The sequence below is a fragment of the Paenibacillus sp. FSL H8-0175 genome, from assembly GCF_045040615.1.
GTDB lineage: Bacteria > Bacillota > Bacilli > Paenibacillales > Paenibacillaceae > Paenibacillus_AQ > Paenibacillus_AQ odorifer.
Genome location: NZ_CP150299.1, coordinates 2,585,031 through 2,607,820 on the forward strand (window position 1 = coordinate 2,585,031; position 22,790 = coordinate 2,607,820).

Below are 22,790 nucleotides of genomic sequence, written 5' to 3' on the forward strand. Positions count from 1 at the left end.
ATTCGTTAAAATACTAATTCAATAAGCATTGGAGACGTTGAAATGTACTTAACCACAGATTCTGAATCCTTGCAGGTGTATGAAGCGCTGGCAAGTGAAGTTAGGCTGCGAATTATTGAACTTCTGGACCGCAGAGAGATGCACATCAAAGAGCTGGCAGCGGAGCTCTACCTTAGTAGTGCAATTGTCAGTACTCATGTAGCAAAGCTGCAAAAAGCAGGCCTGATCAGTTCTAAAATGAGACGAGTAAATGGAGGGACCTATAAATATTGTTCTTTGTCTGCGAATTACCTGCAGATTAAATTATCGGGCTCCCGTGGAGTTGCCAGAAAGGTGGTTGAGGTGTCTATCCCTGTAGGGCAATATACCGATATTCAGGCTTTACCTACCTGCGGGATTGCTACTACTGAGAAGCTGATCGGCTATTATGATGATCCACGTTATTTTCTGGACCCGGAACGGGTGAATGCCGGCATTGTATGGTTTGCGAAAGGTTCTATCGAGTACAAGATTCCAAATTATCTATTTCAAGATCAAGTGGTGCAGGAAATTGAGATTTCGCTAGAAATAGGTTCCGAAGCTCCACATGTAAATGAGAAGTGGCCGTCGGATATTGGCTTTATGATGAATGGTCAGGATTTAGGAAAATGGACCAGTCCGGGCGACTTTGGCCTCACTAGAGGACGATTAAATCCCATTTGGTGGCGTTCGGATGTTAACCAATATGGTTTGCTGAAGGTTCTGCGGATTAATACAGGTGGAACCTTTGTAGATGGCCAGCAAATCTCAGATATTACCTTGGAGGATGTACGAGTAGAGCAGGATCAGTGGACCTTTCGTTTAACGGCAGAGAATAGCGGACGGAGAAGAGGGGGACTAACCATATATGGCCGTGGGTTTGGGAATTACGAGCAAGACATTATGTTTAGAGTGTATTATGAATGATTTCGAGTTTGCAGAAGAGGTGTTTTATAAGATTCTGTAGAAAATTTAAGCTTGTGTACCAATTATTACCTCTGATAAAATAAAAATAAAAAATATATTGTAATGAAAACGTTTTTATGTTAATTTAAATCTATAAAAACGTTTTTATTCGTAAAGGAAGATTGAATCATTATGGAAAAGGTAACGATCAAAGATGTTGCCAGAGAGGCTGGAGTCTCCATTTCTACGGTTTCCAACGCGCTAAATGACGTAGATGTATTGAACCCGGAGACGAAATCACATGTTCTTAAGGTTGCGAAGCGATTAAATTATGTTCCTAACCTGAACGGTAAGCTCCTTAGGAATGGGAAAACCAAAATGCTGGGTTTTTTCACAACAAGTGTGTCGGGTCCATACTTCTATAAGCTGGTTGAGTCCATGTCGCGTGAATGTGATCGGCTAGGTTACGGGCTGAATGTATTTGTTACCAAGGATAAACAAGTGATTATGAGCAATATTCTAGGCCGGCGAGTGGATGGTGTCATTATCTACGAAGAGCTGAGAATAGACGAAGAAGAAATTGCTGCAATGGTGAAAGACAAGATCAAGGCTGTATTTCTGGATCGGCCGCTTAAGAACGACACGATGGGAAGCGTGATATTTGATTCCTTTGAAGCGGGGTTTGAAGCGACCAAATATTTAATCAGTCTAGGGCATAAAAAGATTGCTTACATATCTGGTGTGGATGAGATGTACGACAGTGTTCAGCGGAGAGAAGGATACTTAGCTGCTTTGCGTCAGTATCAGCTACCCACGCATGAAGAGTATATTATACAAGGATATTTTGAAGAAGAAAGCACTTACAACGCTATAAAATCTTTTCTTCACTATAGTCCTGATAAAATACCTGATGCCTTCTTAGCAGGGAACGACTTGAGTGCAATTGGATGTATTCAAGCTTTGAAATCGCATGGATACGAAGTTCCGCTAGATGTTAGTGTTATGGGGTTTGATGATATTGATATTGCGCAATATTTCTCACCGCCTTTAACTACTGTAAGAAATCAAATTGCTAGACAAGGTATTTTGGCCATTAATCACCTCGTTCGTATGATTCAGAAGAAGGAACAGGGCGAGATGATGAAATTGGCGGGTGAATTAGTTGTAAGAGGTTCTAGTCAAGTAAAGATTGGTCGGTAAGAACACATATATGTAATGGGTTCAAGGTTTCACCCGATCATTTTTTAAAATTTTGTTGTTTTGGGAGGGTTTTTTTTTCGAAAAAATAAAAACGTTTTTATTGTTTGGGGATCATGATTCGGAGGGGAGAAGAAAAAGTGGATAAATTAGCCGTAGTGCCAACAAACGGAAAGAATCCAATGAGCGGGAAAAAGCCTATGGGGCAGAGGGTCAAAGAATTTGTAATTGATTATAAGAGACAATGGGAAATTCAATCCATGGTCATCCCGGGAATTATTTTTATGATTATCTTTTGTTTTATTCCGATTTACGGATTGACGATTGCTTTTAAAAGCTACACCGTAATTGATACGCTCGATTCTGCACCTTGGGTAGGGCTCGATAATTTCAGAATTATTTTATCTGATAAATATTTTTGGGACGCTGTAGTCAATACATTAGGGATCAGCTTTCTGAAATTAGCCATAGGGTTTGTTATTCCTATTATTTTATCCGTTATGATTTACGAATTAAGTGGTGGACGTTTTAAAAAGATAGTGCAAACCATCTCTTATTTACCACACTTTTTGTCCTGGATCGTTCTCGGCGGGATGCTGATTGCCTGGTTTTCCTCATCCGGTATGTTTAATGAGATTATGCTCAGTTTGGGACTGATTTCGAAACCGGTAAATATTTTGCTTGATGCGAATAAATACTGGTGGATTGCAACGTTATCCGATATTTGGAAAGAGGCTGGTTGGGGAACGATTCTCTACTTAGCCATTATGTCGAAAATTGATCCTACTTATTATGAGGCTGCCAAAATAGATGGCGCAAGCCGTATGAGACAAATTTGGAATATCACGCTTCCTAACATGAAACCGATTATCAGTTTAAATCTGATTCTCACTGTAAGCGGTTTATTAGGATCAAATCTGGACCAAACCCTGGTATTGATGAATTCTCAGAACCGCGTTAAGGCGGAGGTCATTAATTCTTATGTGTATCGTATGGGTATGACGCAAGGTGACTTCTCTTATGCTACTGCTGTTGGTTTAGGTGTCTCCATCGTTTCAGTCATCCTACTGATTAGCGCCAACAAAGTATCCAGTAAATTAAATGATAATCAATCAGTTCTGTAGAAGGAGGCATTTCTGTGAATCGTACGGTGGCTAAAGAAGATCTCGATAGTCGAATCTTTAATACCTTAAATATTATCCTGCTCTGTATTTGTACAATCATTATTGTCGTTCCTTTATGGAATGTAGTCATATCCTCTTTAAGTTCGGGCAAGGCGCTTGCGGAAGGCGGATTCATATTTTGGTCTCCAGAGTTCTCTTTGGAAAATTATCGTGCTGTATTTCAAGATGAGACCATTGGTTTAGCATTCGTAGTATCGCTTGCCAAAACATTCATTGGTGTCATTACCCACGTATTCTTTTGTGCCATGATCGGTTATGGCTTGAGTAAGAAATACATACGTGGACGTAAGCTGTATGTTGCCATGGGTGTAATCACTATGTTTTTCTCTGGTGGAATGATCCCTACGTATTTATTGATTAAATCATTAGGCCTCTTAAACAGCTTCTGGGTTTATATTATCCCGGCCTTGTTCAGTTATTATGATGTAGTTATTCTAATGAACTTCTTCAGAAATGTACCGGATTCACTTGAAGAGTCAGCCAAAATTGATGGTGCAGGTGACTGGCGCATTTTCCTAAAAATCTTTATCCCTCTTTCCATGCCGGCTATGGCCACCATTGCGTTATTTAACGGGGTTGGGCAGTGGAACGACTTTATGACTACCAAGTTATATATTACCGATCAATCGCTCTACCCGCTGCAGATGAAGCTCTATGAAATCATTGTTCAGTCGCAAACACAATCCATGCAAAATGTTGGTGGATCTGCGATTATCGAAACTACGACTAAAGGGGTTCAACTAGCAACAATTGTCATTACAACTTTGCCGATTGTTGTGATGTATCCAATATTACAGAGGTACTTTATCTCAGGCATGATGATGGGGGCGGTGAAGGAATAGTAAGTAAATCTCCAAGTAGTGAATGCTTACAAAACATTTTAGGGGGAAATAAAAGATGAACAAAGCATTTGGGAAAAAAGGACTCAAACTTTGTACGGCACTTATGGCTGTTGTATTAGTATTTACAGGTTGTGGATCGAAAGGTAATTCTGACAGCTCCAGTAAAGAGTTAAGCTCCATTGAAGGCCGTTATACTATAGATCCGGAAACACCGGCATGGAAGCTGGATACAAAAAAAGAGACAACAGATCTGACTTGGTACGTGAATGCAGACTGGTGGAATACTGATTTCGGAAAAGACCTTGTCACCAAGAAAATTAAAGAGGATTTAAACATCAACATTAAATTCATTACAGGCGATGACACTAAGCTGAATACGATTTTTGCCGGCGGTGAAATGCCAGATCTGTTGACTATTTTTGATTCCAACTCTCCAGTCGTACAAAAAGCTGCTACATGGGCATTGCCTTTAAATGATCTGGCAGATAAATATGATCCGTATTTCAATAAAGTTGCAGAAAAAGATACGATAAACTGGTTCCAGTTAGCAGATGGCAAGACCTATGGATACCCTAACTATTCCAATACGCAAAACGATTATGATAGCGGTAACATCCCTGCTAAAACAGCCTTTGTCATCCGCAAGGATGTTTACGAAGCCATTGGAAAACCAAGCTTTGGAACTCCTGAGGAATTCAAGAGCGTTATGCAACAAATCAAAAAACAATTCCCGGACATGATTCCTTTTGGTTTTAACTCCATTGGTTCAGGCACTGGTTCTTTGGGAGATGTATTGGAGGACTTCATCGGAGTGCCGATGGAAACTGAAAATGGCGAATTCTACAACCGTAACCTGGATGAGGATTACTTGACTTGGTTGAAAACGTTAAATGAAGTCTACAGAAATGGTGATATCAGTGATGACAGTTTTGCTGATGACGGTACTGCCTTTGAAGAAAAAGTGAAATCTGGTAAATATGCAACAATACTTTTGGATGGAACCCCTCAACAAAGTGGTAACCTGCAAATCTTCATGACAGAAAATCCAGGCAAGGAATATATCGCTATTGATGGCCCACAAAGTACTGTTGGACATGAACCAACGTTGAATCAATCCGGAATTACAGGTTGGATGATTAGCTATGTTACTAAAAAGGCTAAGGATCCTGCAAAAGCGATTCAAATTTACACTTATTTGCTCAGCGACGAAGGACAAAAGCTCATGAACTACGGTATTGAAGGAGAGACCTATAAAGTTAATGACAGCGGTAAAATTGAATTCTTGCCTGAAATCAAAGACCTGCAATTAAATAATGCCGATAAATTCAAAAAAGATTACCGGATGGGCGAATTTATGTTCTTTGGACATGACCGTGATAAAGCGCTGAGTAATGACGCATTCGCAGATTCCATTAAACAAATGCAAGAGTGGGGCAAAGGAAAGCTAAAACCACACTTTATTCTTGAAAATATTAACCCGGCTCAAGGAACGCCTGAAGCTCGCAGTCTTACTGCAATTGATACTACTTGGAACACTACGCTTGTAAGTATGATCCGCGCTAAAGACGATGCTACATTCGACAGCACCTTGGCTGCTTACAAAACATTTTTGAATGATAACAACTGGGATAAGATTGTAGAAGTTCGTTCTGAAAAAATGAAAAACAACAAAGAAAAATTAGGCCTTAAATAAGTTAGATAATAGAATGTGGCCCCTTCACTGGGGCCTCTTCATAGAAAGATGGAGGGAAACAACATGCCAGAGCTTAAAATTTATCAATCCACCGGGGAGAATACATTGTTTGTAGAGCAAAGTCTGCAACAATTAACTCCAATTGCTGACGCAGAGGCGACCACTACTGTAACTATTGACGAGAATCAAACCTTTCAGGAAATGGATGGCTTTGGAGCATCCTTTACGGATTCATCCGCTTATTTGATTAATCAAGTCCTGGACAACGAACAGAAAAAGGAAGTCATGAGCAAGCTTTTTGACGCACAAGATGGAATTGGTTTGTCCGTATTAAGAAATCCAATGGGGGCATCGGATTATGCTAGAGATATTTATAGCTATGATGATAGACCTGCACAGGAAACGGATACGGAATTAACCCACTTCTCTATCGCACATGATGAAGCAGACATTATCCCTTTGTTGCAACAAGCTCTGGAAATTAACCCTGAGATCAAACTGATGGCTTCTCCATGGAGTGCACCAGGTTGGATGAAGACTAGCGGATCGATGATTGCTGGAGAACTTAAACAAGAATATTATCAGGCTTATGCCGATTATTTTGTTCGATATATTCAAGCTTTTGAAGGGCACGGATTGCCAACTTATGCTGTAACACCACAGAACGAGCCTTTATTTGAACCCAAACACTACCCTAGTATGTTAATGTTGCCTGAGGCGCAAAAAGATTTCATTAAAAACTACCTGAAGCCGAGCTTTGTTAAGCATAACATCGCTACAAAAATTCTCTGCTACGACCACAACTGGGATCGTCCAGATTATCCGTTAACCGTGCTCGATTATGCAAAAGATGAAGTGGATGGTGTAGCTTGGCACTGGTATGGTGGCAATGCGTCAGCGCAATCAGAGGTTCTGAAAGCTTTTGCTGATAAAGAAGTGCATTTTACAGAAGGTTCTGGTGGAGAATGGATTCCTCCGTTTGAACAAGCCTTCTCCAATGTAATGAGAACAGGGATTGATATTCTTAGAAATCATAGTAAATCCTTTGTGTTATGGAATATGGCCTTAGATGAAAAGAACGGCCCAACCGTACCGGGTTTTGGCAAAAGTACTTGTCGTGGTGTTGTGACAGTTAACCAAGAGACCAAGGAGCTTACGTATACGCTCGACTATTATGCGCTTGCCCATTTCAGTAAAATTATTCGTCCGAAGGCTGTGCGCATTGACGCTTCAACCGATCAAGAAGTGATTCGTTCCGTAGCTTTTAAGAATACAGATAACTCTATTGCAGTTGTTCTGTTTAACGATAGTGAAAAGGCTGAGAATGTGGCTTTGAACTTGCCGGGAGCGGATGAATTATCTTTCCGTTTGGCATCAAAAAGTGCTTTATCCATTCTGATAAAATAATTAGAGGACGTAGCTCAGAAGCACTCGAATCTTGATTCGGGTGCTTTTTTTATGAAAATAATCGTATAAAAAATCTATGTTCGGTAAGCTTAGTTTTGAATTTACGGATTTTCTATAATAGTAAATAAAAATGGCAGTCCAGAGCTGAAGTTCAGCGTCTGGACTGCCATTTATTTTTTGTGTAATTGGATTGCGAGTTCTAACGTTCTAAACGGTAACCACCGTGAAATACAGGACCCACATATTCATTAAACGCAAATCCATTACGAATGGCTGCGGAGACAAAATCTTTAGCTTTTGCAACAGCTTCATGAACCGTTAAGCCATTAGCTAGACCACCTGTAATTGCTGCGGCAAAAGTACATCCAGCTCCATGATTGTGAGCGGGTTCGATTTTGGCTGTTTGGAATACAGTGTACTCAGAACCGTCGAAGAAGATATCAATCGCTTGATCGCCGCCGAGGGCTTTGCCGCCTTTAACCACGACATTACGTGCACCGAGCTTATGAATCAGACGGGCAGCTTCTTTCATTTCCTCAAGGGTAGTAAGTTTGCCAAGACCTGAAAGAACACCTGCTTCAAACAAGTTTGGGGTGACCACAGTTGCTAGTGGTAGCAATAAGTCACGAATAGCCTCAGCGCTGTCAGGGTTCAAGACTTCATCTTCACCCTTGCACACCATAACTGGATCAATAACTACATTAGTCTGAAGATTTTCTTTGATCGCTTGCTCTGCAACGCGCACAATTTCAACACTTCCAAGCATACCTGTCTTCATGGCATTAACCGGGCCACCAGCGAAAATAGTTTTTAACTGCTCAGCAACAATGGAGGCATCAATTGGATAAACATTATGGTGCCAGCCGTTGTCCGGGTCCATAGTAACGATAGTGGTCAAGGCACTAAAGCCGTAGGTACCATACTCTTCAAATGTTTTTAGATCCGCTTGGATGCCTGCGCCACCACTGGAGTCGCTGCCTGCAATAGTTAGAGTTTTAATAATTTGAGTCATGGTTACGTCCCCTTTATATATGTCTGAATTCATAAACAACGCATTGCATTGATTATAACAAAAAATAGCACCTACGTCTTTCTAAAAGCAAGAGTAAGGTTGAAAATACCTTCCTCTAAAAATTCCCGCCCTTAGTCCAGCTTCTCTGCGTTTGGGTCAGCAATGAAGAGCGGTCCATGATTATCTGTAAAGAACTTCATGAGGGTCTCCACTACTTCCTGCTGTGGGGATGTTTGAGCTTGATGTATTCCGATACTGCGGAATAAATAACCCCATTCTCCCTTATCGTAATAGGCAGCACCCTCATCCTGATAGCCATTCGCGTCTGCTTGAAGCGTATATCTGACCGTTCTTGCTTCAGCTCCGGCAGTACCTAAAATATGCTGCTCGCTAAACTTAAGCGGATTATTAATGGTAAATCCCAGCGCGTCAGCCCATTCGGCTTTTTCCGGGAAATAGGCTCCGATTGCAGTGATGGCACAGCCTATACAAGTCCAAGCCGTATCTGAATAGTGCATGTTTTGTTCCGGATGGTTCGGATCCTGAAAGGTAACTCCATAAGAACCGTTAGCGCCGACAACCGCGGTAGCCTGCCATCCGGCAGGAGCGAGTAGAAGATAACCTCCACCGATATCAGGGCGGTAGACCAGCGTTGCTTCTACTTGGTTTTTCATGTCTTGAGATAAAGCAAAGGTCATTTCAGGTATGGGGGGGATTTCTGTATTTACATATTCGCTGCCACTATCAATATTTAGCTGCGCGAGCGTAGTGTGCAGTGGAATGATGACCTGCCCATTATCGGGATCACTGCTAGGAAATTCGATCATTTCTTGAGTGGAGCTGGGTTTGTTATCTGCTTCATTATTAGTTTGTGCGTTGGTGGATGTAGGTGGTGTGGTAGGTGTACCCCAGTCGAGCCCTTTATATCCAACCAGCAGCACTAGTACAATTACGACGCATAATATTGAAGTTAAGATCCAGCCGTTTCTAACACCTCTTCGTTTGGATTTCATATATGTTGTACCTCCTTTGATCTTACTTATATAGACCTAAGAATGGAGTGGAAAGTTTCTTACATAACCTTTATATTTCTGAAGTTCTTCATGATCGGGCGGGATAGAGAGGGAGTCCGTTTCTTAAACCCTGCATATCAATATAGAAAGAATTTCAAACAAAGCGTGTAGGAGGGCGAGTATGGTTACGATTAGTTTATGTATGATAGTGCGAAATGAAGAAAAAAGCTTGCACCGATGTTTGTCTACCATTGCAAGTCTCGTAGATGAAATTGTTATCGTGGATACAGGCTCGACGGATAAAACAAAAGAGATTGCGTTGTCCTTCGGAGCTGTAATTTATGATTTTGAATGGATTGATAATTTTAGTGCCGCACGTAATTTTGCCTTTAGCAAAGCTACTCAGGAGTACATTTTGTGGCTTGATGCGGATGATTATATAAAGGAAGAGGATCAGATTCTTTTTAAAAAACTAAAAGAAATCCTGCCCGGACATATTCACAGTGTGAACATGCAATATAATCTGGCTTTTGACGAAGCGGGAAATGTCACAGCTAGTTTACGCCGCAACAGGCTGGTTCGGCGCAGCTGCAACTTTCAATGGATTGGGCCTGTTCATGAGTATTTAGAGGTAAGTGGTCCTTCTTTTAGTAGTGATGTCTGCATCACACATGAGAAAGATAAGGAATACACAGATCGTAATTTGCGGATTTATCAAAAACGAGTTGCACAGGGTGAAGTGTTTTCGCCGAGAGACCAGTATTATTATGCGAATGAATTAAGGGATCATGCTATAAATGAAGAGGCTTGCAAATACTATGAGATTTTCTTAGCGGGTGGGCAGGGCTGGATTGAAGATAATTTCCAGGCTTGCCTAAAGCTTGCCGAATGCCGGGAACGGTTGGGGGATAAAGACGGTGCATTTGAAGCGTTATGTAAAACCTTGCAGTATGATAAACCACGGTCAGAGTTCTGTTGCCGACTGGGGGCACTTCTGCTGGAAAAAGGCCAGTTGCATCCAGCCGCATACTGGTATGAGCTAGCGATTCAGCTACCGCGGGATAACGATTCGATGGGGATGAAGAATGGGATCTTTTATACCTGGCTGCCGCATCTTCAATTGGCACTTTGTTATGATCGTCTCGGCCAACACGAGAAGGCGAATCATCACAATGAAACGGCGTTGAGTTTTTATCCATCCCATCCTAGTATGTTATACAATCGCACCTATTTTAAAAATCTGCTTGGCGATAAATATGTAGCGCTTCAGGCTTAATTTAGTAAAAGAGATGCCCCAGCCGTTCTGATTATAACTGCTGGGGCATTAATGCGTTTTTTGGAGCTTGCAAGATTACTGGCAGTGGGGAACCTTCCCGTGATCCCCGGCAAGCTTCGCTAATTAGCTCCAGATTTCCGCGTAGGAAGTAGCTATCGGACCCAGCTGACCTTAAACGTTGCTTTATGGCACATTTGGAATTCTAACGGACCGCATAGTCGCTATTGACCTGAAACACACTCGATTTGGAGCAATATCTCAGGAATAGCTGCACTGGAGTCCGAAACTGTGCTCAAAAGGCGATAAATGGGCAAATAGCGTCATCTGGGTCCGGAAGCACCTGAGGCGAGAGTGGGCCGGGTGGTTACTGGTTGTAAGAGTAAGCTCGGCGTAAATGACTCCGGTAGTGTAGGAGAAAAGGCGTGGCGGATGATTACCGGGTGTAAGAGTAAGGTAAGAGGTGTAAGATTCCCGGTAGTGTAGGAGAAAAGGCGTGGCGGATGATTACTGTGTGTAAGAGTGAAGCGCATAGTTACTGGCGATGTTGAGCTGTTCCCTTGATCCCCGTCAAGCTTCGCTGATTGGCTCCAAATTTCCGCGTACGAAGTAGCTATCGGACCCAGCTGACCTTAAACGCTGCTATATGGCACATTTGGAATTCTAACGGACCGCATAGTCGCTATCGACCTGAAACACACTCGATTTGGAGCAATATCTCAGGAATAGTTGCACTGGAGTCCGAAACTGTGCTCAAAAGGCGATAAATGAGCAAATAGCGTCATCTGGGTCCGGAAGCATCAGAGGGGAGAGGGTGGGGCGGGGGTTACTGGATGTAAGAGTAATGTTCGGCGTAAATGATTCCCGGCAGCGTAGGAGTAAAGGTAGACAGTAATTAATATTCAGAAGATATCCCAAAGAGGGTAACCAAGCATCCATGAACTAGATGCTTGGTTACCCTCTTTTAGTAAGCTGGATTGTATTGTTGTTCCTTTTTATAATCGTTTGGAGGGAGACCTACCTCTTGTTTGAAAAGCTTGGAGAAATAGGAGTAGTTGCTATAGCCGACTTTGTTCGCGACGGTATATACAGACATATTTGTGGTTTCTAATAGATGTTTCGCAGCAGCGATTCGGACGTGGATGACGTAGCTTCCTAATGAAACCCCAGTTTCTCGTTTGAATATCCTCGCCAGGTAATCAGGATTGAGATAAACAATTTCAGCCAAATCATTTCGGGTCAGATCATCGCCGTAATGTGAATGAATGTATTGTTTGATTTCTTCTGCGACGGACTTAGGCTGGGCAGCAAAGTCACGATATTTCATGGCTGTAGTGACAAGGTATTTAAGATATTCTTCCATATCCTCGATTGAATCCAAAGAGTGCATAGATAATTTATCATTAGTTTTGCCAGAGTATAATTTGTGCGATCGTATCCCTTTCAGATTGAGAAATGAATAGACTAGCTGAACTACATCTAAACGGAACAAGCTAAGGACAGAGGTCTCAAGTGTTCTATTGTTAAGCATGACCTTTAAATATTGTGTAACTTCTTCAAGAAAAGCAGTGAATTTATTCTGGTTCAGCAGCTCTTCCAAATAGGCAAGATCCGGTGGTGTATAGCCCGGTTTATTTTGCTGCAGATAAGCCTCCACCAAAAAGGTCTGATTTCTGCATCTCGTAATTTCTTCATCCATAGTCAGGGATTGTTTTAGAACATTCCCTACATTACTCAGTTTATCGTATAAGCCAATATTGCAGCAGACATCACATTTTAAATAAGGATTCGCCTTTTGAATAAAAGAAGAACATAATGCTTCAAGCCGTTGCGTGTCTGGTGCCTGGTTCCATTTTAAAATGGCGATCCAGTTATAATCTCTATATTCCAGAATGCTTTCGATGGTAAAACAAGGGTGCTGAAACAATTCGTACAATACATTTAGCAGGGCAAAATCAAACAGATCCTTTTCTTCTTTTCCCATGCTGCCATTGTAAGGGAATAAGTTAAATATCAAAGGCTGTAGAGTATCGCTCATTTGATAGGAGAGGTTTTGTTCTTCAATGGCATGTGTGATGTCTGCCAACTTAATCGGAAATGATGTACTGCCACTGACTAGCTTCCGCCAAAAATGCTCAAGAATCTTCGCCTGATTTTTTTGCCAAAAGTAACCGCCCTGAATGGCTTTTTCGTTTTTTTGCTGCTCTTTTGCTTGGGTGACCGCCTTTTGGATGATCAACATCAGCTTGTCAAATTCAATGGGTTTGAGGAAATATTCAAAGCTCTGCAATTCGATTGCTTTCTGCGCATAGTTGAAATCTGCATAATTGGTAAGAAGAATAGTCTGAATACTATAATTTCCCTCGCGAATCCATGCCAGTAATTCCAGTCCGCTGCCCTGCGGCATTTCAATATCTGAAATCAGAATTTGAACAGAATGCTTTTCTATTATTTCACGTGCTTGAGCGACATTATTAGCCGTATAAACAGTATCAATGTGGAGTGATTCCCAATCTATTTTCTTTTGCAATGCGGCAATAACATAAAAGTCATCATCAACAAGCAGTACATTCATAGTTTGCTCTCCATTCATTTAGATTTATTAGGAAGCTTCGGAAGATATAAGATTACACTAGCGCCGCCGCCCTCCAAATTGGAGAAGGTGACGGTTGCTCTTTTTAAATATAGGTACTCTAGTCTTTTAAGCGTATTCATAATGCCGATTTGCGTACCTTTACTTTGATCCAAGGGCTCTCCAAGATTAAGTTTCTCTAACACCTGAGGTGGAAAACCGGGACCGGTATCGGTGAGCTGGATAATGAGCATTTCTTCTTCCTGCTCCATCTGTAATCGTTGTACTGTAAGTCTGATCTCGGCTTCATGTTCGCGTGAAATCGCATATTTAATTGAATTTTCGATAAAGGTTTGCAGCACTAACGGTGGAATTTCCACACTGCCTGCCTGATCCTCTTGTTCGATGTAATAAATAAATGCGTCCTGATAACGTTGCTTTTGAATCTCCAAGTAGGTTCGGACATGCTCGATTTCATCCTCCAACCGGACAAAATTCTCGCCATTCTGAAAAATGTAACGGAAATACTTAGAGGTAGACAACGTCATATTTTCAATTTCTTTATACATATGAATTTGCGCCATGCTATAGATGCTAGTCAGACAGTTTAAGAAAAAGTGTGGTTTAATCTGTAGCTTCATATAGTCCAGCTGTATTCTTTGTTTCTCCAGTTCCTGCTCGTACATAGCGATTTTAAAGGTTTTGATTTGTTCAACCAAGCCTTTAAACTGAGTGTTTGCCTGTTCCAGCTCTATAATCTCACTGCTTTTGAAATCTGCGGGTTGCCCAGACTCATTAATGAAGGCAAGGTTATCGGAGAAGCTTTGAATCGGACCTAACACTCTTTTTTTGAAAAAGAGCAGAACAATGCATAACGTGGAGGTCACAATGAAGAACAATAACATAATAAGCAGCTGGGCAATCATGATTTTTTCGAATATGCCATATTTAATGACCATTTTGGTGCTGAAGGTGGTGTCTGAGAATGCGCTGTTGATGGTTGTACGCGATTGCAAAAGATTAGCGAATCCCCCATTTTCCGTTATTAACGTTCCGCTATTGGAGATCGGACTGGTTAAAGGCTGTTCATTCTCATCTACTAGAGAAACATAACCATTGGCGCCAAGATTAATTTGGCGTAGCGGCCGGATCAGATTATCTGCGGAGATCAGTCCAATTAAATAGCGATTGTAATAGGGCACGATATTAATTACATAATAATGGTTGTTCACAAGAATAGGCGTCCATTTGGAATAAAACTTCTCATACATCTCCTTATCATCAATATAAGAAATAATCTTCTTTTTCAGCTCCCTGTAATCCGTATAGCTTACGCTGATCGGTGCACAATTCAAAAAATAGGTCTCATTTTTCAAATAGTAGAAGAAGTTATACTCATGCCCGTAGTTTTTTTGCAGCTCGGTAAAGCGTTTGAACAGATTATCATTTGCTTTTAAGAACTCGATACTGTTGACCCCGTAAGTATTCATCGTTAGTAAGCTCTCATCGTTCCCAAGCGTCCAGCCCATATAGTGATTAATGTAGGCAAAATCATGATTAATACGATTGATGTAAAGCGCCGCAGTATCCTGCAAATTTCGAGTGGACTGCTGCTTAACGATGGAAATGGAAGCGATGCTGATTCCTAAATCCAGAATAAGGACTGTGAATGAAACCAACATCATGACTTTTATATAATGGCGAATGGGGTAGGTTTTGTGTTTCACTGTTTTTTTGATCATAAAGTCATTATAAAACCTCTGCGTGAAAAAAACATAAGAACTCGCTATCGATTCCCCTCAAAGTCCGGATAGCACATACAGAAGTCGGGATACTGTTATTAAATCTCCCCAAGTAGAGCATTTAGCTTTTGTATTTTTTGTAAGCGAATTCAAAGGTCTGGATAACCGTCTTAATGTGTCCGGAATACGAAAAAATAAGAAGTTATTATAAAGCTATTCAGATGCATTTTGATAAATTGAAATGGGGGATTAAGAGATGAGTCAACACAGTAAGAAAAAAACTGCAAAGAAATGGACTGTGGGTCTGCTGGCGGCTGCGATGGTATTTGGAATTGCTGGCTGCGGCGGTAACAAAGGGAATAATGCAGCGACAAATGAAACGAGCAGCTATAACAAAGAAGGCTTGCCGATTGTGAATGAGCCTGTGACACTTAAAGTGCTGACTGTCCGTTGGGGGAGTATGGGGGACACCTTTACGCAAAACCAATGGCTGAAGGATCTGGAGAAAAATACGAATGTCAAAATCGATTGGCAAGTAATGTCCTCCAATGACTGGGGTGAGCAGAAGTCCATTATGCTGGCAAGTGGCACGCTTCCGGATATCGTTTTGGGAGATCAAACCTTTGGGGATGCCGATATCGTAAATAATCTGAGCTTTTTCCGGCCGCTTGATGATTATATTGAGCAAAATATGCCTAATCTCAAAGCAGCTATGGAAGAAACCCCAGAAATGAAAAAAATCAGCACATTTCCTGACGGAAAAATCTACTCCCTGCCAACAAGACTTCCTGCACGTCCAAAAAGCTCACGTCAGCCTGTGATTAACAAGACCTGGCTGGACAAATTGGGCTTGAAGGTGCCTGAAACGATTGATGAGCTTTATAACGTGCTCAAAGCTTTTAAAGAACAAGATCCGAATGGGAATGGAAAACAAGATGAGATTCCTTTTATTGAAATTGGTAATGACTTGATTAGTCCTTTCGGAATTGCCGATTTAAATAACAATAATATGATCATCAAGGACGGAAAAGCGATATATTTCCCTATTTCGGAGGAGTTCAAAGAAGGTCTCAAATGGGAAAATAAATTGTATGCGGAAGGCTTGCTAGATAAAGAGGTATTCACTCAGGACGATACAATGAGATCGGCTAAGTTCCAGAATCCGGATGCTCCAATCGTAGGCTTTACGTACCAATGGACTCCAGACGCCGTGTTTGGGAAATGGAGCGATCAATATGTGACGATTCCACCGATTGCCGGACCAGATGGTAAACGTTATACGATCGGGAATCCGATTGGGATGAATCTTAACCGTAATGAGCTGCTGATCACCACGTCCTGCAAATATCCTGAGGTTGCCGCACGTTGGGCAGATCAGTTCTATACTGACGAAGCGAGCATTCAGAATTTCTGGGGTGCGATTGGAACGGTTATTAAGAAAAACGATGATAGCACTTATACATTGGTGGATCCACCAGCTGGAACCAGCGCAGATGCTTGGTATTGGGATCAATCGCTACGTGATTTTGGACCGAAATATGTGAGCCCATCCTTTGAATCGAAAATCGTCCTGAACCCTGAAAGTGGAGATGGACTGAAGCTGCAACTGGATAAGCTGGGCAGTGAATATGTAACCACACCTTTCCCTAACGTAATGTACACTTCTGAGGAGTTCGAGGAGCTGCCAACCTTGACTACGGATATCGACAGCTATGTGAATACTATGCGGGCGCAATTTATTAGCAAAGGCGGAATTGACGAGGGCTGGGATGATTATGTGAGCAAGCTTAATAAAATGGGACTTGAAAAGTTAGTTAAGATTCGCACGGATGCTTACAGCCGTTATATGAACGTGAAATAACCTATTCGTCTTTCGAAAAAGGTGCTGCCCTGCAGGATAGCTGTGGGGTAGCATTCTCTATTTTAAATAAGGAGGGGATGTCATGAAATCTAGTCCACTTCATTTCGGGCGGAAATTCGGACAAATCAAACAAAATTGGGGTCTCTATCTATTGCTTTTCCCTGCTGTAGTTCTGACGCTATTATTCGCGTACAAGCCAATGTACGGGGTGCTGATTGCTTTCAAGGATTATAGCCCGGCGTTGGGAATTGGAGGCAGCCCTTGGGCTGGATTCAAGTACTTCGAGAAATTTTTTCATTCCTATCAATTTTCATCAACGATTAAAAATACATTGATCATCAGTGTATACAGTCTGATTACCTTTCCGATTCCAATTATACTGGCGCTGATGGTTAACCAGATGAGACCAAACCGGTTCAGACGTTTTTTCCAGACGGTGTCCTATATGCCGCACTTTATCTCCACGGTAGTAATGGTGGGTTTAATGATGATTTTGTTCTCACCTAGCACCGGACTGCTGGGCAATATATATAGTCTTTTTGGAAAAGAGGCTCCTGATCTGATTGGCTCCGCTGGATTATTCAGCAGTGTGTATGTTTGGTCAGATGTGTGGCAGCATGTCGGCTGGGACAGCATTATCTTTATCGCTGCGCTCTCCGCAGTTGATCCTAGCTTGTACGAGGCGGCAACCGTAGACGGAGCAAGCCGGATGCATAAAATTCGTTATATCGATATTCCGATGCTGATGCCAACAGCGATAACCTTGCTTATTTTGCGGGTCGGTGGATTGCTTGGGGTTGGGTTTGAAAAAGTGTACTTAATGCAAAATGACTTGAACATCACTTCAAGCGAAATTCTTTCTACTTATGTCTACAAAATTGGCTTGCTCAGCAGTCAATACAGCTTTTCCTCGGCGATCAACCTGTTTAACACCGTTATTAATTTTATTTTATTGATCATGGTCAATCAGATTTCTAAAAAACTAAGCGAAAATAGCTTGTGGTAGAAGGGAGGAGCATTGAAATGGGAGGTTTAGAGACAGTTACTAAAGGGAATGTGGGGAAAATAAAGAAGAATCGTTCTTCGGATACTATAATGGAAATAGTGATGTATGTTATATCAGCAATTTTTCTAGTTATCTTAATCTATCCGCTATATTTTATCGTCATTGCTTCATTCAGTGATCCTTCTGCGGTGGCGGGGGGGCAGGTTTGGTTATTTCCTAAAGGGTTCACCTTCGATGGTTACAAAGAGCTGCTGCGTCATGAAAATATTTGGATCGGTTACTGGAATACCATCATGTATACGGTGGTAGGGACGGCAATCGGTTTAATTGTAAATATTTCTGCGGCCTATGCGTTGTCCAGAAAGGATCTTGTGGGACGAAAATATCTTTCCCTGTTTTTCATCTTTACGATGTTTTTTAATGGAGGGTTAATTCCGACTTTTCTAACGATCCGTGATTTCCATCTGTACGACACATTTCTGGTGATGGTACTGCCTTTCTCCGTTGGGGTGTTTAACATTATCGTTGCCCGCACCTTTTTTCAGTCGAGTATTCCGGGAGATTTATGGGAAGCTGCACAGATCGATGGTTGTGGAAATCTTCGATATTTTGTACAGATCGTTTTGCCACTATCGAAGGCGATTATTGCCGTGCTGGGTCTATGGATCGCCGTTGGTTACTGGAATTCATATTTTAATGCCTTGATCTATTTGAAAAATCCTAATATGTATCCTTTGCAGCTGATTCTGCGAAATATTCTGATCACCAATCAGATGCAATCGGGGATGGGAACCGGGGAAGCTGCGCAAATCGCATTACGACTCGCCAATATGATGCGGTATTCTGTTATTATCGTGGCAACGGTTCCGATCATGTGTGTGTACCCCTTTGTACAAAAATACTTTAACCAAGGGGTAATGATCGGCGCAGTGAAGGAATAGTACATTCGGCTATTCTACTAACATTCATTCGTAAGGAGCAAGAACGTTATGAAAAAGCAACAAAAAAACAGGATATATAGAACAATCACCGTCATTCTTTTAGTGACAACGTTGCTTGCTAGCCTTACTGCCTGTAAAGGGAGCAATGGGGTTAATTCTGTTGAACCTGAGCCGGGCGGATTTAACAAAGAAGGATTGCCGATAGTGGATAAGCCTGTGACGCTGAAAGTACTCACTGTCCGGTGGGTAAGCATGGGAGATTCTTTTACCGAGAATCAATGGCTCAAGGATTTGGAGAAGAACACGAATGTCAAAATCGAGTGGCAGGTGATGTCCTCCAATGATTGGAGTGAACGGAAGTCTATTATGCTGGCCAGCGGCACACTTCCAGATATCATTTTAGGGAGTCAGACCTTTGGAGATGCGGATATCGTCAATAATTTAAGCTTATTTCGGCCGCTAGATGATTATATTGAGCAAAACATGCCTAATCTCAAAGCAGCTATGGAAGAAACACCGGAAATGAAAAAAATCAGCACCTTTCCTGACGGGAAAATCTACTCGCTGCCTGCAAGATTACCCTCACGTCCTAAAAGCTCACGTCAGCCTGTGATTAATAAAACCTGGCTGGACAAATTGGGTTTGAAGGTACCGGATACGATAGACGATCTTTATAACGTGCTAAAAGCATTCAAAGAACAAGATCCGAATGGAAACGGAAAACAGGATGAGATTCCTTTTATCGAATTAAGTAATGATCTAATCAGTCCTTTCGGAATTGCAGATTTGAATAATAACTTCATGGTGGTCAAGGACGGAAATGCGGTTTATTACCCGATTTCAGAGGAATACAAAGAAGGGCTCAAATGGGAGAGCAAATTGTTTAAAGACGGATTACTTGATAAAGAAGTATTCACTCAAGACGAAACGATGAGATCGGCAAAGTTTCTAAATCCGGATGCCCCAATCGTAGGCTTCTCTTATCAGTGGACGCCAGACGCTATGTTTGGCAAATGGAGTGATCAATATGTGACCATTCCGCCAATTGCTGGACCAGACGGGAAGCGCTACACCGTTGGGAACCCGTATGGGATGAATCTGGAACGCAACGAGCTGTTGATCACCACATCCTGCAAGTATCCAGAAATTGCAGCACGCTGGGCGGATCAGTTCTATACCAATGAAGCCAGCATTCAGAATTTCTGGGGTGCCATTGGAACGGTGATTAAGAAAAATGACAACGGTACGTATACATTGATGGACCCTCCAACCGGCACCAGTGCGGATGCTTGGTATTGGGAACAGTCACTCCGGGATTTTGGGCCGAAATATGTAAGCCCAGCTTTTGAAAAGACCATCTTTCTAAATCCTAAAACCGGAGATGGACTGAAGCTACAACTCGATAAGCTGGGAAGTGACTACACAACACCACCTTTCCCCAACGTAATGTACACTGCAGAAGAGTTTCAGGAGCTGCCGACCTTGACCACCGATATTGATAGTTACGTCAATACAATGCGTGCTCAATTTATAATCTCAGGTGTTATTGACGAGCAGTGGGATGACTATGTGAAGCAGCTACGGGGGATGGGCCTCGAAAAGATGGTGAAAATTCGGACAGATGCTTTCAGCCGTTATATGGGCGTTGAATAACAAGAAATGAGGTTTTTACTTGATGGGAAATATAATGAAAGAGCCAACCCCTTTGGCGGCCCAATTAAAGCTGCATTCTGAACCAGGCAGTAATGCTGACGCGATTATTCAGGGGGAGTGCTATCGGTTCACTGTCTTAACTCCGGAGCTTATCCGGATGGAATATAGTGAGGAAGGTTTTTTCGAAGATCGGGCGTCGCAGACCGTTGTGAATCGCAATTTCCCGGTTCCAGAGTTCCGCGTAATGGATCTGGGGAATAAACTTGAGTTGATTACGGAGCGCCTGCATTTAACTTATGACAAGCAGCCTTTCTCCCGGCATGGTCTCAATGTTCGGGTGAGAAACGAAGCGGGTCACCTAATGAGTGTCTGGAATTATGGAGATACAGTCCAAGATTTGGGAGGGACTGCACGTACCCTGGATAATGCAGATGGTGCCATTTCGCTGGAGCACGGACTACTTTCACGTGCGGGGTATACGTTAATTGATGATAGCACCTCCCTAGTACTGGAAGAGGATGGACGGGTCGAGCTACGGGCGTTGGCTGGCCTCGATGTTTATTTTTTTGGATACGGTCATGATTATTTGCACTGCTTGAAGGATTTCTATCACCTTTGCGGTCGTACGCCCCTATTGCCACGTTATGCCCTTGGCAACTGGTGGAGCCGTTATTACCGATATTCAGAAGAAGAATACAAAGCGTTAATGGAGCGGTTTGAGCTCGAGCGAATTCCGTTCTCCGTCGCTGTTATAGATATGGATTGGCATCTCGTCGATATTGATCCGCAGTACGGCAGTGGCTGGACGGGTTATACCTGGAACCGGGAACTGTTTCCGGAGCCTCAAAGATTTTTGGCATGGCTGCATGAAAAAGGCCTTCGAGTAACGCTCAACGTACATCCAGCAGACGGTGTACGGGCGTTTGAAGATCCTTATCTGGCCATTGCTGCAGAGATGGGGATGGACCCGGAAAAAGGGGATGCTGTGGAATTTGATATCACGGATCCGAATTTTTTGCGGGCATACTTTAAGTTTCTGCATCATCCGCTAGAGGATGAAGGTGTGGACTTCTGGTGGATTGATTGGCAGCAGGGTGGAGTGACTAAAGTACCGGGACTAGATCCGCTTTGGATGCTGAACCATTATCACTATCTGGATAGCGGCCGGCGCGGCAACCGGCAGATTACTTTTTCCCGTTATGCAGGTCTTGGCAGCCATCGTTATCCTGTGGGCTTCTCTGGAGATACCATTGTCACTTGGGAGTCGCTGGATTTCCAGCCATACTTCACAGCCAACGCCGCCAACGTGGGATATGGTTGGTGGAGCCATGATATCGGGGGCCATATGAATGGTTATTTAGACGATGAGTTGGCAATGCGCTGGGTGCAATTCGGTGTGTTTTCACCTATTCTGCGGTTACATAGTTCTGCTAGTGCCTTTAACAGCAAGGAGCCATGGCGATTCAATAAGATTGCGGAAGATGTGATGAAGGATTGCCTGCGCTTGCGGCATAGTTTACTTCCCTATCTGTACACTATGAATCGCTACGCCAGCCGCGATAGTCTTCCGTTAATCCGACCGATGTATTATCATCATGCGTTGTCGAATGAAGCCTATGAAGTGCCCAATGAATATTATTTCGGAACGGAACTTATTGCCTGTCCGATTACACAGCCGGTCAACCCAAAGGTAGGCGTTGCCGAATTTAAGGCTTGGTTACCTGAAGGGATTTGGATAGATTTTTTTAACGGAAGAGTGTACGACGGTGGCAGAAAGCTTTCTCTTTATCGCAATCTTGAGAATATCCCTGTATTAGCTAAAGCGGGTGCTATTGTGCCCATGGCAGATCTGACGCAATTTACCTCTTCAGTGGATAATCCGAGGCATATGGAGGTCCGTGTATTTGCGGGAGGAAGGGGTCATTTTCATCTCTGGGAGGATGAGGGCGATACTGCGGAGGATCAGGACGATCAATGGTGTGATACAGAAATGATCCTGGAAATGGGGGATAGAGCGAGCTTCAAGATCCTCTCTGCTAAGGGAAATACAAAGGTTGTGCCTGAGCGGAGATCGTGGAAGCTGTCCTTTGTTGGTTTTGCTGATACGAAGGTACAGGTATTCGCTGGCGGCACAGAAATCGAAGCAAACATGGACTATGATGAGGCTACACATACGCTTACGATCATGATTTCGGATCAAGCGGTAGAGCATTCATTGGAGGTAACGTTCACAGATGCCCGGATTGCGGTGAATTCGGTAGATGATGAGGTGTTCAGCCTTCTGAACCGTGCGCAAATTCTTTTCCAATTGAAAGAACAAATTTACCATGTAGTCAAAGCAGCAGTAACGCCGATGGCAGCCCTGGCTTCTCTTGCCTCGTTGGATCTTGAACATACACTGTATGGAGCGTTATGCGAAATACTGTCGGCAAGACTTTAAGCACTATTTCATTGAATTTAATAAAAAAGG

The 22,790-nt window shown here is 42.5% G+C and carries 16 protein-coding genes; 12 read left to right on the top strand and 4 right to left on the bottom strand.

The genetic code is table 11. From position 1 onward, the window contains the following. Positions 1–42: 42 nt before the first annotated feature. The 6 genes from MHH46_RS11055 to MHH46_RS11080 all read left to right on the top strand — a co-directional run bounded on the left by MHH46_RS11055 (position 43) and on the right by MHH46_RS11080 (position 7,247). Positions 43–945, top strand: coding sequence for a transcriptional regulator (locus MHH46_RS11055; RefSeq protein ID WP_076130581.1), 903 nt, complete (start codon positions 43–45; stop codon positions 943–945). A 171-nt stretch (positions 946–1,116) separates the two neighbouring features. Further along, a complete protein-coding gene (locus tag MHH46_RS11060; RefSeq protein ID WP_036689737.1) occupies positions 1,117–2,124 on the top strand; it encodes a LacI family DNA-binding transcriptional regulator in 1,008 nt (335 codons plus the stop codon). Between the two features lie 179 nt (positions 2,125–2,303). Continuing rightward, complete coding sequence (locus MHH46_RS11065) at positions 2,304–3,245, top strand: sugar ABC transporter permease (RefSeq protein WP_036689816.1); 942 nt, start codon at positions 2,304–2,306, stop codon at positions 3,243–3,245. Between the two features lie 14 nt (positions 3,246–3,259). Next, a complete protein-coding gene (locus tag MHH46_RS11070; RefSeq protein ID WP_036689738.1) occupies positions 3,260–4,147 on the top strand; it encodes a carbohydrate ABC transporter permease in 888 nt (295 codons plus the stop codon). A gap of 55 nt (positions 4,148–4,202) precedes the next feature. After that, entirely contained in the window at positions 4,203–5,840 is a 1,638-nt protein-coding gene (locus MHH46_RS11075) for a sugar ABC transporter substrate-binding protein (protein ID WP_076193810.1), read from the top strand. Positions 5,841–5,903: 63 nt separating this feature from the next. Beyond that, positions 5,904–7,247 carry a glycoside hydrolase family 30 beta sandwich domain-containing protein gene (locus tag MHH46_RS11080; protein ID WP_076193812.1) on the top strand — a complete coding sequence of 448 codons (1,344 nt, stop codon included), beginning with the start codon at positions 5,904–5,906 and terminating at the stop codon, positions 7,245–7,247. A 199-nt stretch (positions 7,248–7,446) separates the two neighbouring features. Here the strand turns inward: MHH46_RS11080 and thiD are convergent, their stop codons facing one another. Both thiD and MHH46_RS11090 read right to left on the bottom strand, forming a co-directional pair. Further along, positions 7,447–8,259 (bottom strand): bifunctional hydroxymethylpyrimidine kinase/phosphomethylpyrimidine kinase, encoded by an 813-nt coding sequence (gene thiD / locus MHH46_RS11085; protein ID WP_038570000.1) that lies wholly within the window; start codon positions 8,257–8,259, stop codon positions 7,447–7,449. A gap of 131 nt (positions 8,260–8,390) precedes the next feature. Beyond that, positions 8,391–9,272 (bottom strand): DUF4850 domain-containing protein, encoded by an 882-nt coding sequence (locus tag MHH46_RS11090; protein ID WP_076193814.1) that lies wholly within the window; start codon positions 9,270–9,272, stop codon positions 8,391–8,393. 181 nt (positions 9,273–9,453) lie between these two features. Here MHH46_RS11090 and MHH46_RS11095 point away from each other — a divergent pair, with 181 nt between their 5' ends. Next, positions 9,454–10,548 carry a glycosyltransferase family 2 protein gene (locus tag MHH46_RS11095; RefSeq protein WP_076193817.1) on the top strand — a complete coding sequence of 365 codons (1,095 nt, stop codon included), beginning with the start codon at positions 9,454–9,456 and terminating at the stop codon, positions 10,546–10,548. Positions 10,549–11,509: 961 nt separating this feature from the next. Here MHH46_RS11095 and MHH46_RS11100 read toward each other — a convergent pair. Further along, positions 11,510–13,138 carry a response regulator gene (locus MHH46_RS11100; protein ID WP_405132602.1) on the bottom strand — a complete coding sequence of 543 codons (1,629 nt, stop codon included), beginning with the start codon at positions 13,136–13,138 and terminating at the stop codon, positions 11,510–11,512. Next, positions 13,135–14,859, bottom strand: coding sequence for a sensor histidine kinase (locus MHH46_RS11105; RefSeq protein WP_254847626.1), 1,725 nt, complete (start codon positions 14,857–14,859; stop codon positions 13,135–13,137). The genes MHH46_RS11100 and MHH46_RS11105 overlap by 4 nt, the downstream gene beginning before the upstream one ends. A 256-nt stretch (positions 14,860–15,115) precedes the next feature. Here MHH46_RS11105 and MHH46_RS11110 point away from each other — a divergent pair, with 256 nt between their 5' ends. The 5 genes from MHH46_RS11110 to MHH46_RS11130 all read left to right on the top strand — a co-directional run bounded on the left by MHH46_RS11110 (position 15,116) and on the right by MHH46_RS11130 (position 22,760). Beyond that, positions 15,116–16,720 carry an extracellular solute-binding protein gene (locus tag MHH46_RS11110; RefSeq protein ID WP_076193821.1) on the top strand — a complete coding sequence of 535 codons (1,605 nt, stop codon included), beginning with the start codon at positions 15,116–15,118 and terminating at the stop codon, positions 16,718–16,720. An 82-nt stretch (positions 16,721–16,802) separates the two neighbouring features. Further along, positions 16,803–17,726 carry a sugar ABC transporter permease gene (locus tag MHH46_RS11115; protein ID WP_076130366.1) on the top strand — a complete coding sequence of 308 codons (924 nt, stop codon included), beginning with the start codon at positions 16,803–16,805 and terminating at the stop codon, positions 17,724–17,726. Between the two features lie 17 nt (positions 17,727–17,743). Continuing rightward, a complete protein-coding gene (locus MHH46_RS11120; protein ID WP_076130365.1) occupies positions 17,744–18,667 on the top strand; it encodes a carbohydrate ABC transporter permease in 924 nt (307 codons plus the stop codon). A gap of 48 nt (positions 18,668–18,715) precedes the next feature. Continuing rightward, positions 18,716–20,320, top strand: a complete 1,605-nt coding sequence (locus MHH46_RS11125) for an extracellular solute-binding protein (protein ID WP_076193823.1) — start codon at positions 18,716–18,718, stop codon at positions 20,318–20,320. Positions 20,321–20,342: 22 nt separating this feature from the next. Beyond that, the gene (locus MHH46_RS11130; protein WP_256717237.1) at positions 20,343–22,760 is read left to right on the top strand and encodes a glycoside hydrolase family 31 protein; all 2,418 of its coding nucleotides are present in this window, start codon (positions 20,343–20,345) and stop codon (positions 22,758–22,760) included. Positions 22,761–22,790 lie beyond the last annotated feature (30 nt).

Bases quoted from the DNA above. Each gene is read 5' to 3' on its own strand.
- MHH46_RS11055 (WP_076130581.1), top strand. From the start codon at position 43: ATGTACTTAACCACAGATTCTGAATCCTTGCAGGTGTATGAAGCGCTG.
- MHH46_RS11060 (WP_036689737.1), top strand. From the start codon at position 1,117: ATGGAAAAGGTAACGATCAAAGATGTTGCCAGAGAGGCTGGAGTCTCC.
- MHH46_RS11065 (WP_036689816.1), top strand. From the start codon at position 2,304: ATGAGCGGGAAAAAGCCTATGGGGCAGAGGGTCAAAGAATTTGTAATT.
- MHH46_RS11075 (WP_076193810.1), top strand. From the start codon at position 4,203: ATGAACAAAGCATTTGGGAAAAAAGGACTCAAACTTTGTACGGCACTT.
- MHH46_RS11080 (WP_076193812.1), top strand. From the start codon at position 5,904: ATGCCAGAGCTTAAAATTTATCAATCCACCGGGGAGAATACATTGTTT.
- thiD (WP_038570000.1), bottom strand. From the start codon at position 8,259: ATGACTCAAATTATTAAAACTCTAACTATTGCAGGCAGCGACTCCAGT.
- MHH46_RS11090 (WP_076193814.1), bottom strand. From the start codon at position 9,272: ATGAAATCCAAACGAAGAGGTGTTAGAAACGGCTGGATCTTAACTTCA.
- MHH46_RS11095 (WP_076193817.1), top strand. From the start codon at position 9,454: ATGGTTACGATTAGTTTATGTATGATAGTGCGAAATGAAGAAAAAAGC.
- MHH46_RS11100 (WP_405132602.1), bottom strand. From the start codon at position 13,138: ATGAATGGAGAGCAAACTATGAATGTACTGCTTGTTGATGATGACTTT.
- MHH46_RS11105 (WP_254847626.1), bottom strand. From the start codon at position 14,859: ATGATCAAAAAAACAGTGAAACACAAAACCTACCCCATTCGCCATTAT.
- MHH46_RS11110 (WP_076193821.1), top strand. From the start codon at position 15,116: ATGAGTCAACACAGTAAGAAAAAAACTGCAAAGAAATGGACTGTGGGT.
- MHH46_RS11115 (WP_076130366.1), top strand. From the start codon at position 16,803: ATGAAATCTAGTCCACTTCATTTCGGGCGGAAATTCGGACAAATCAAA.
- MHH46_RS11120 (WP_076130365.1), top strand. From the start codon at position 17,744: ATGGGAGGTTTAGAGACAGTTACTAAAGGGAATGTGGGGAAAATAAAG.
- MHH46_RS11125 (WP_076193823.1), top strand. From the start codon at position 18,716: ATGAAAAAGCAACAAAAAAACAGGATATATAGAACAATCACCGTCATT.
- MHH46_RS11130 (WP_256717237.1), top strand. From the start codon at position 20,343: ATGGGAAATATAATGAAAGAGCCAACCCCTTTGGCGGCCCAATTAAAG.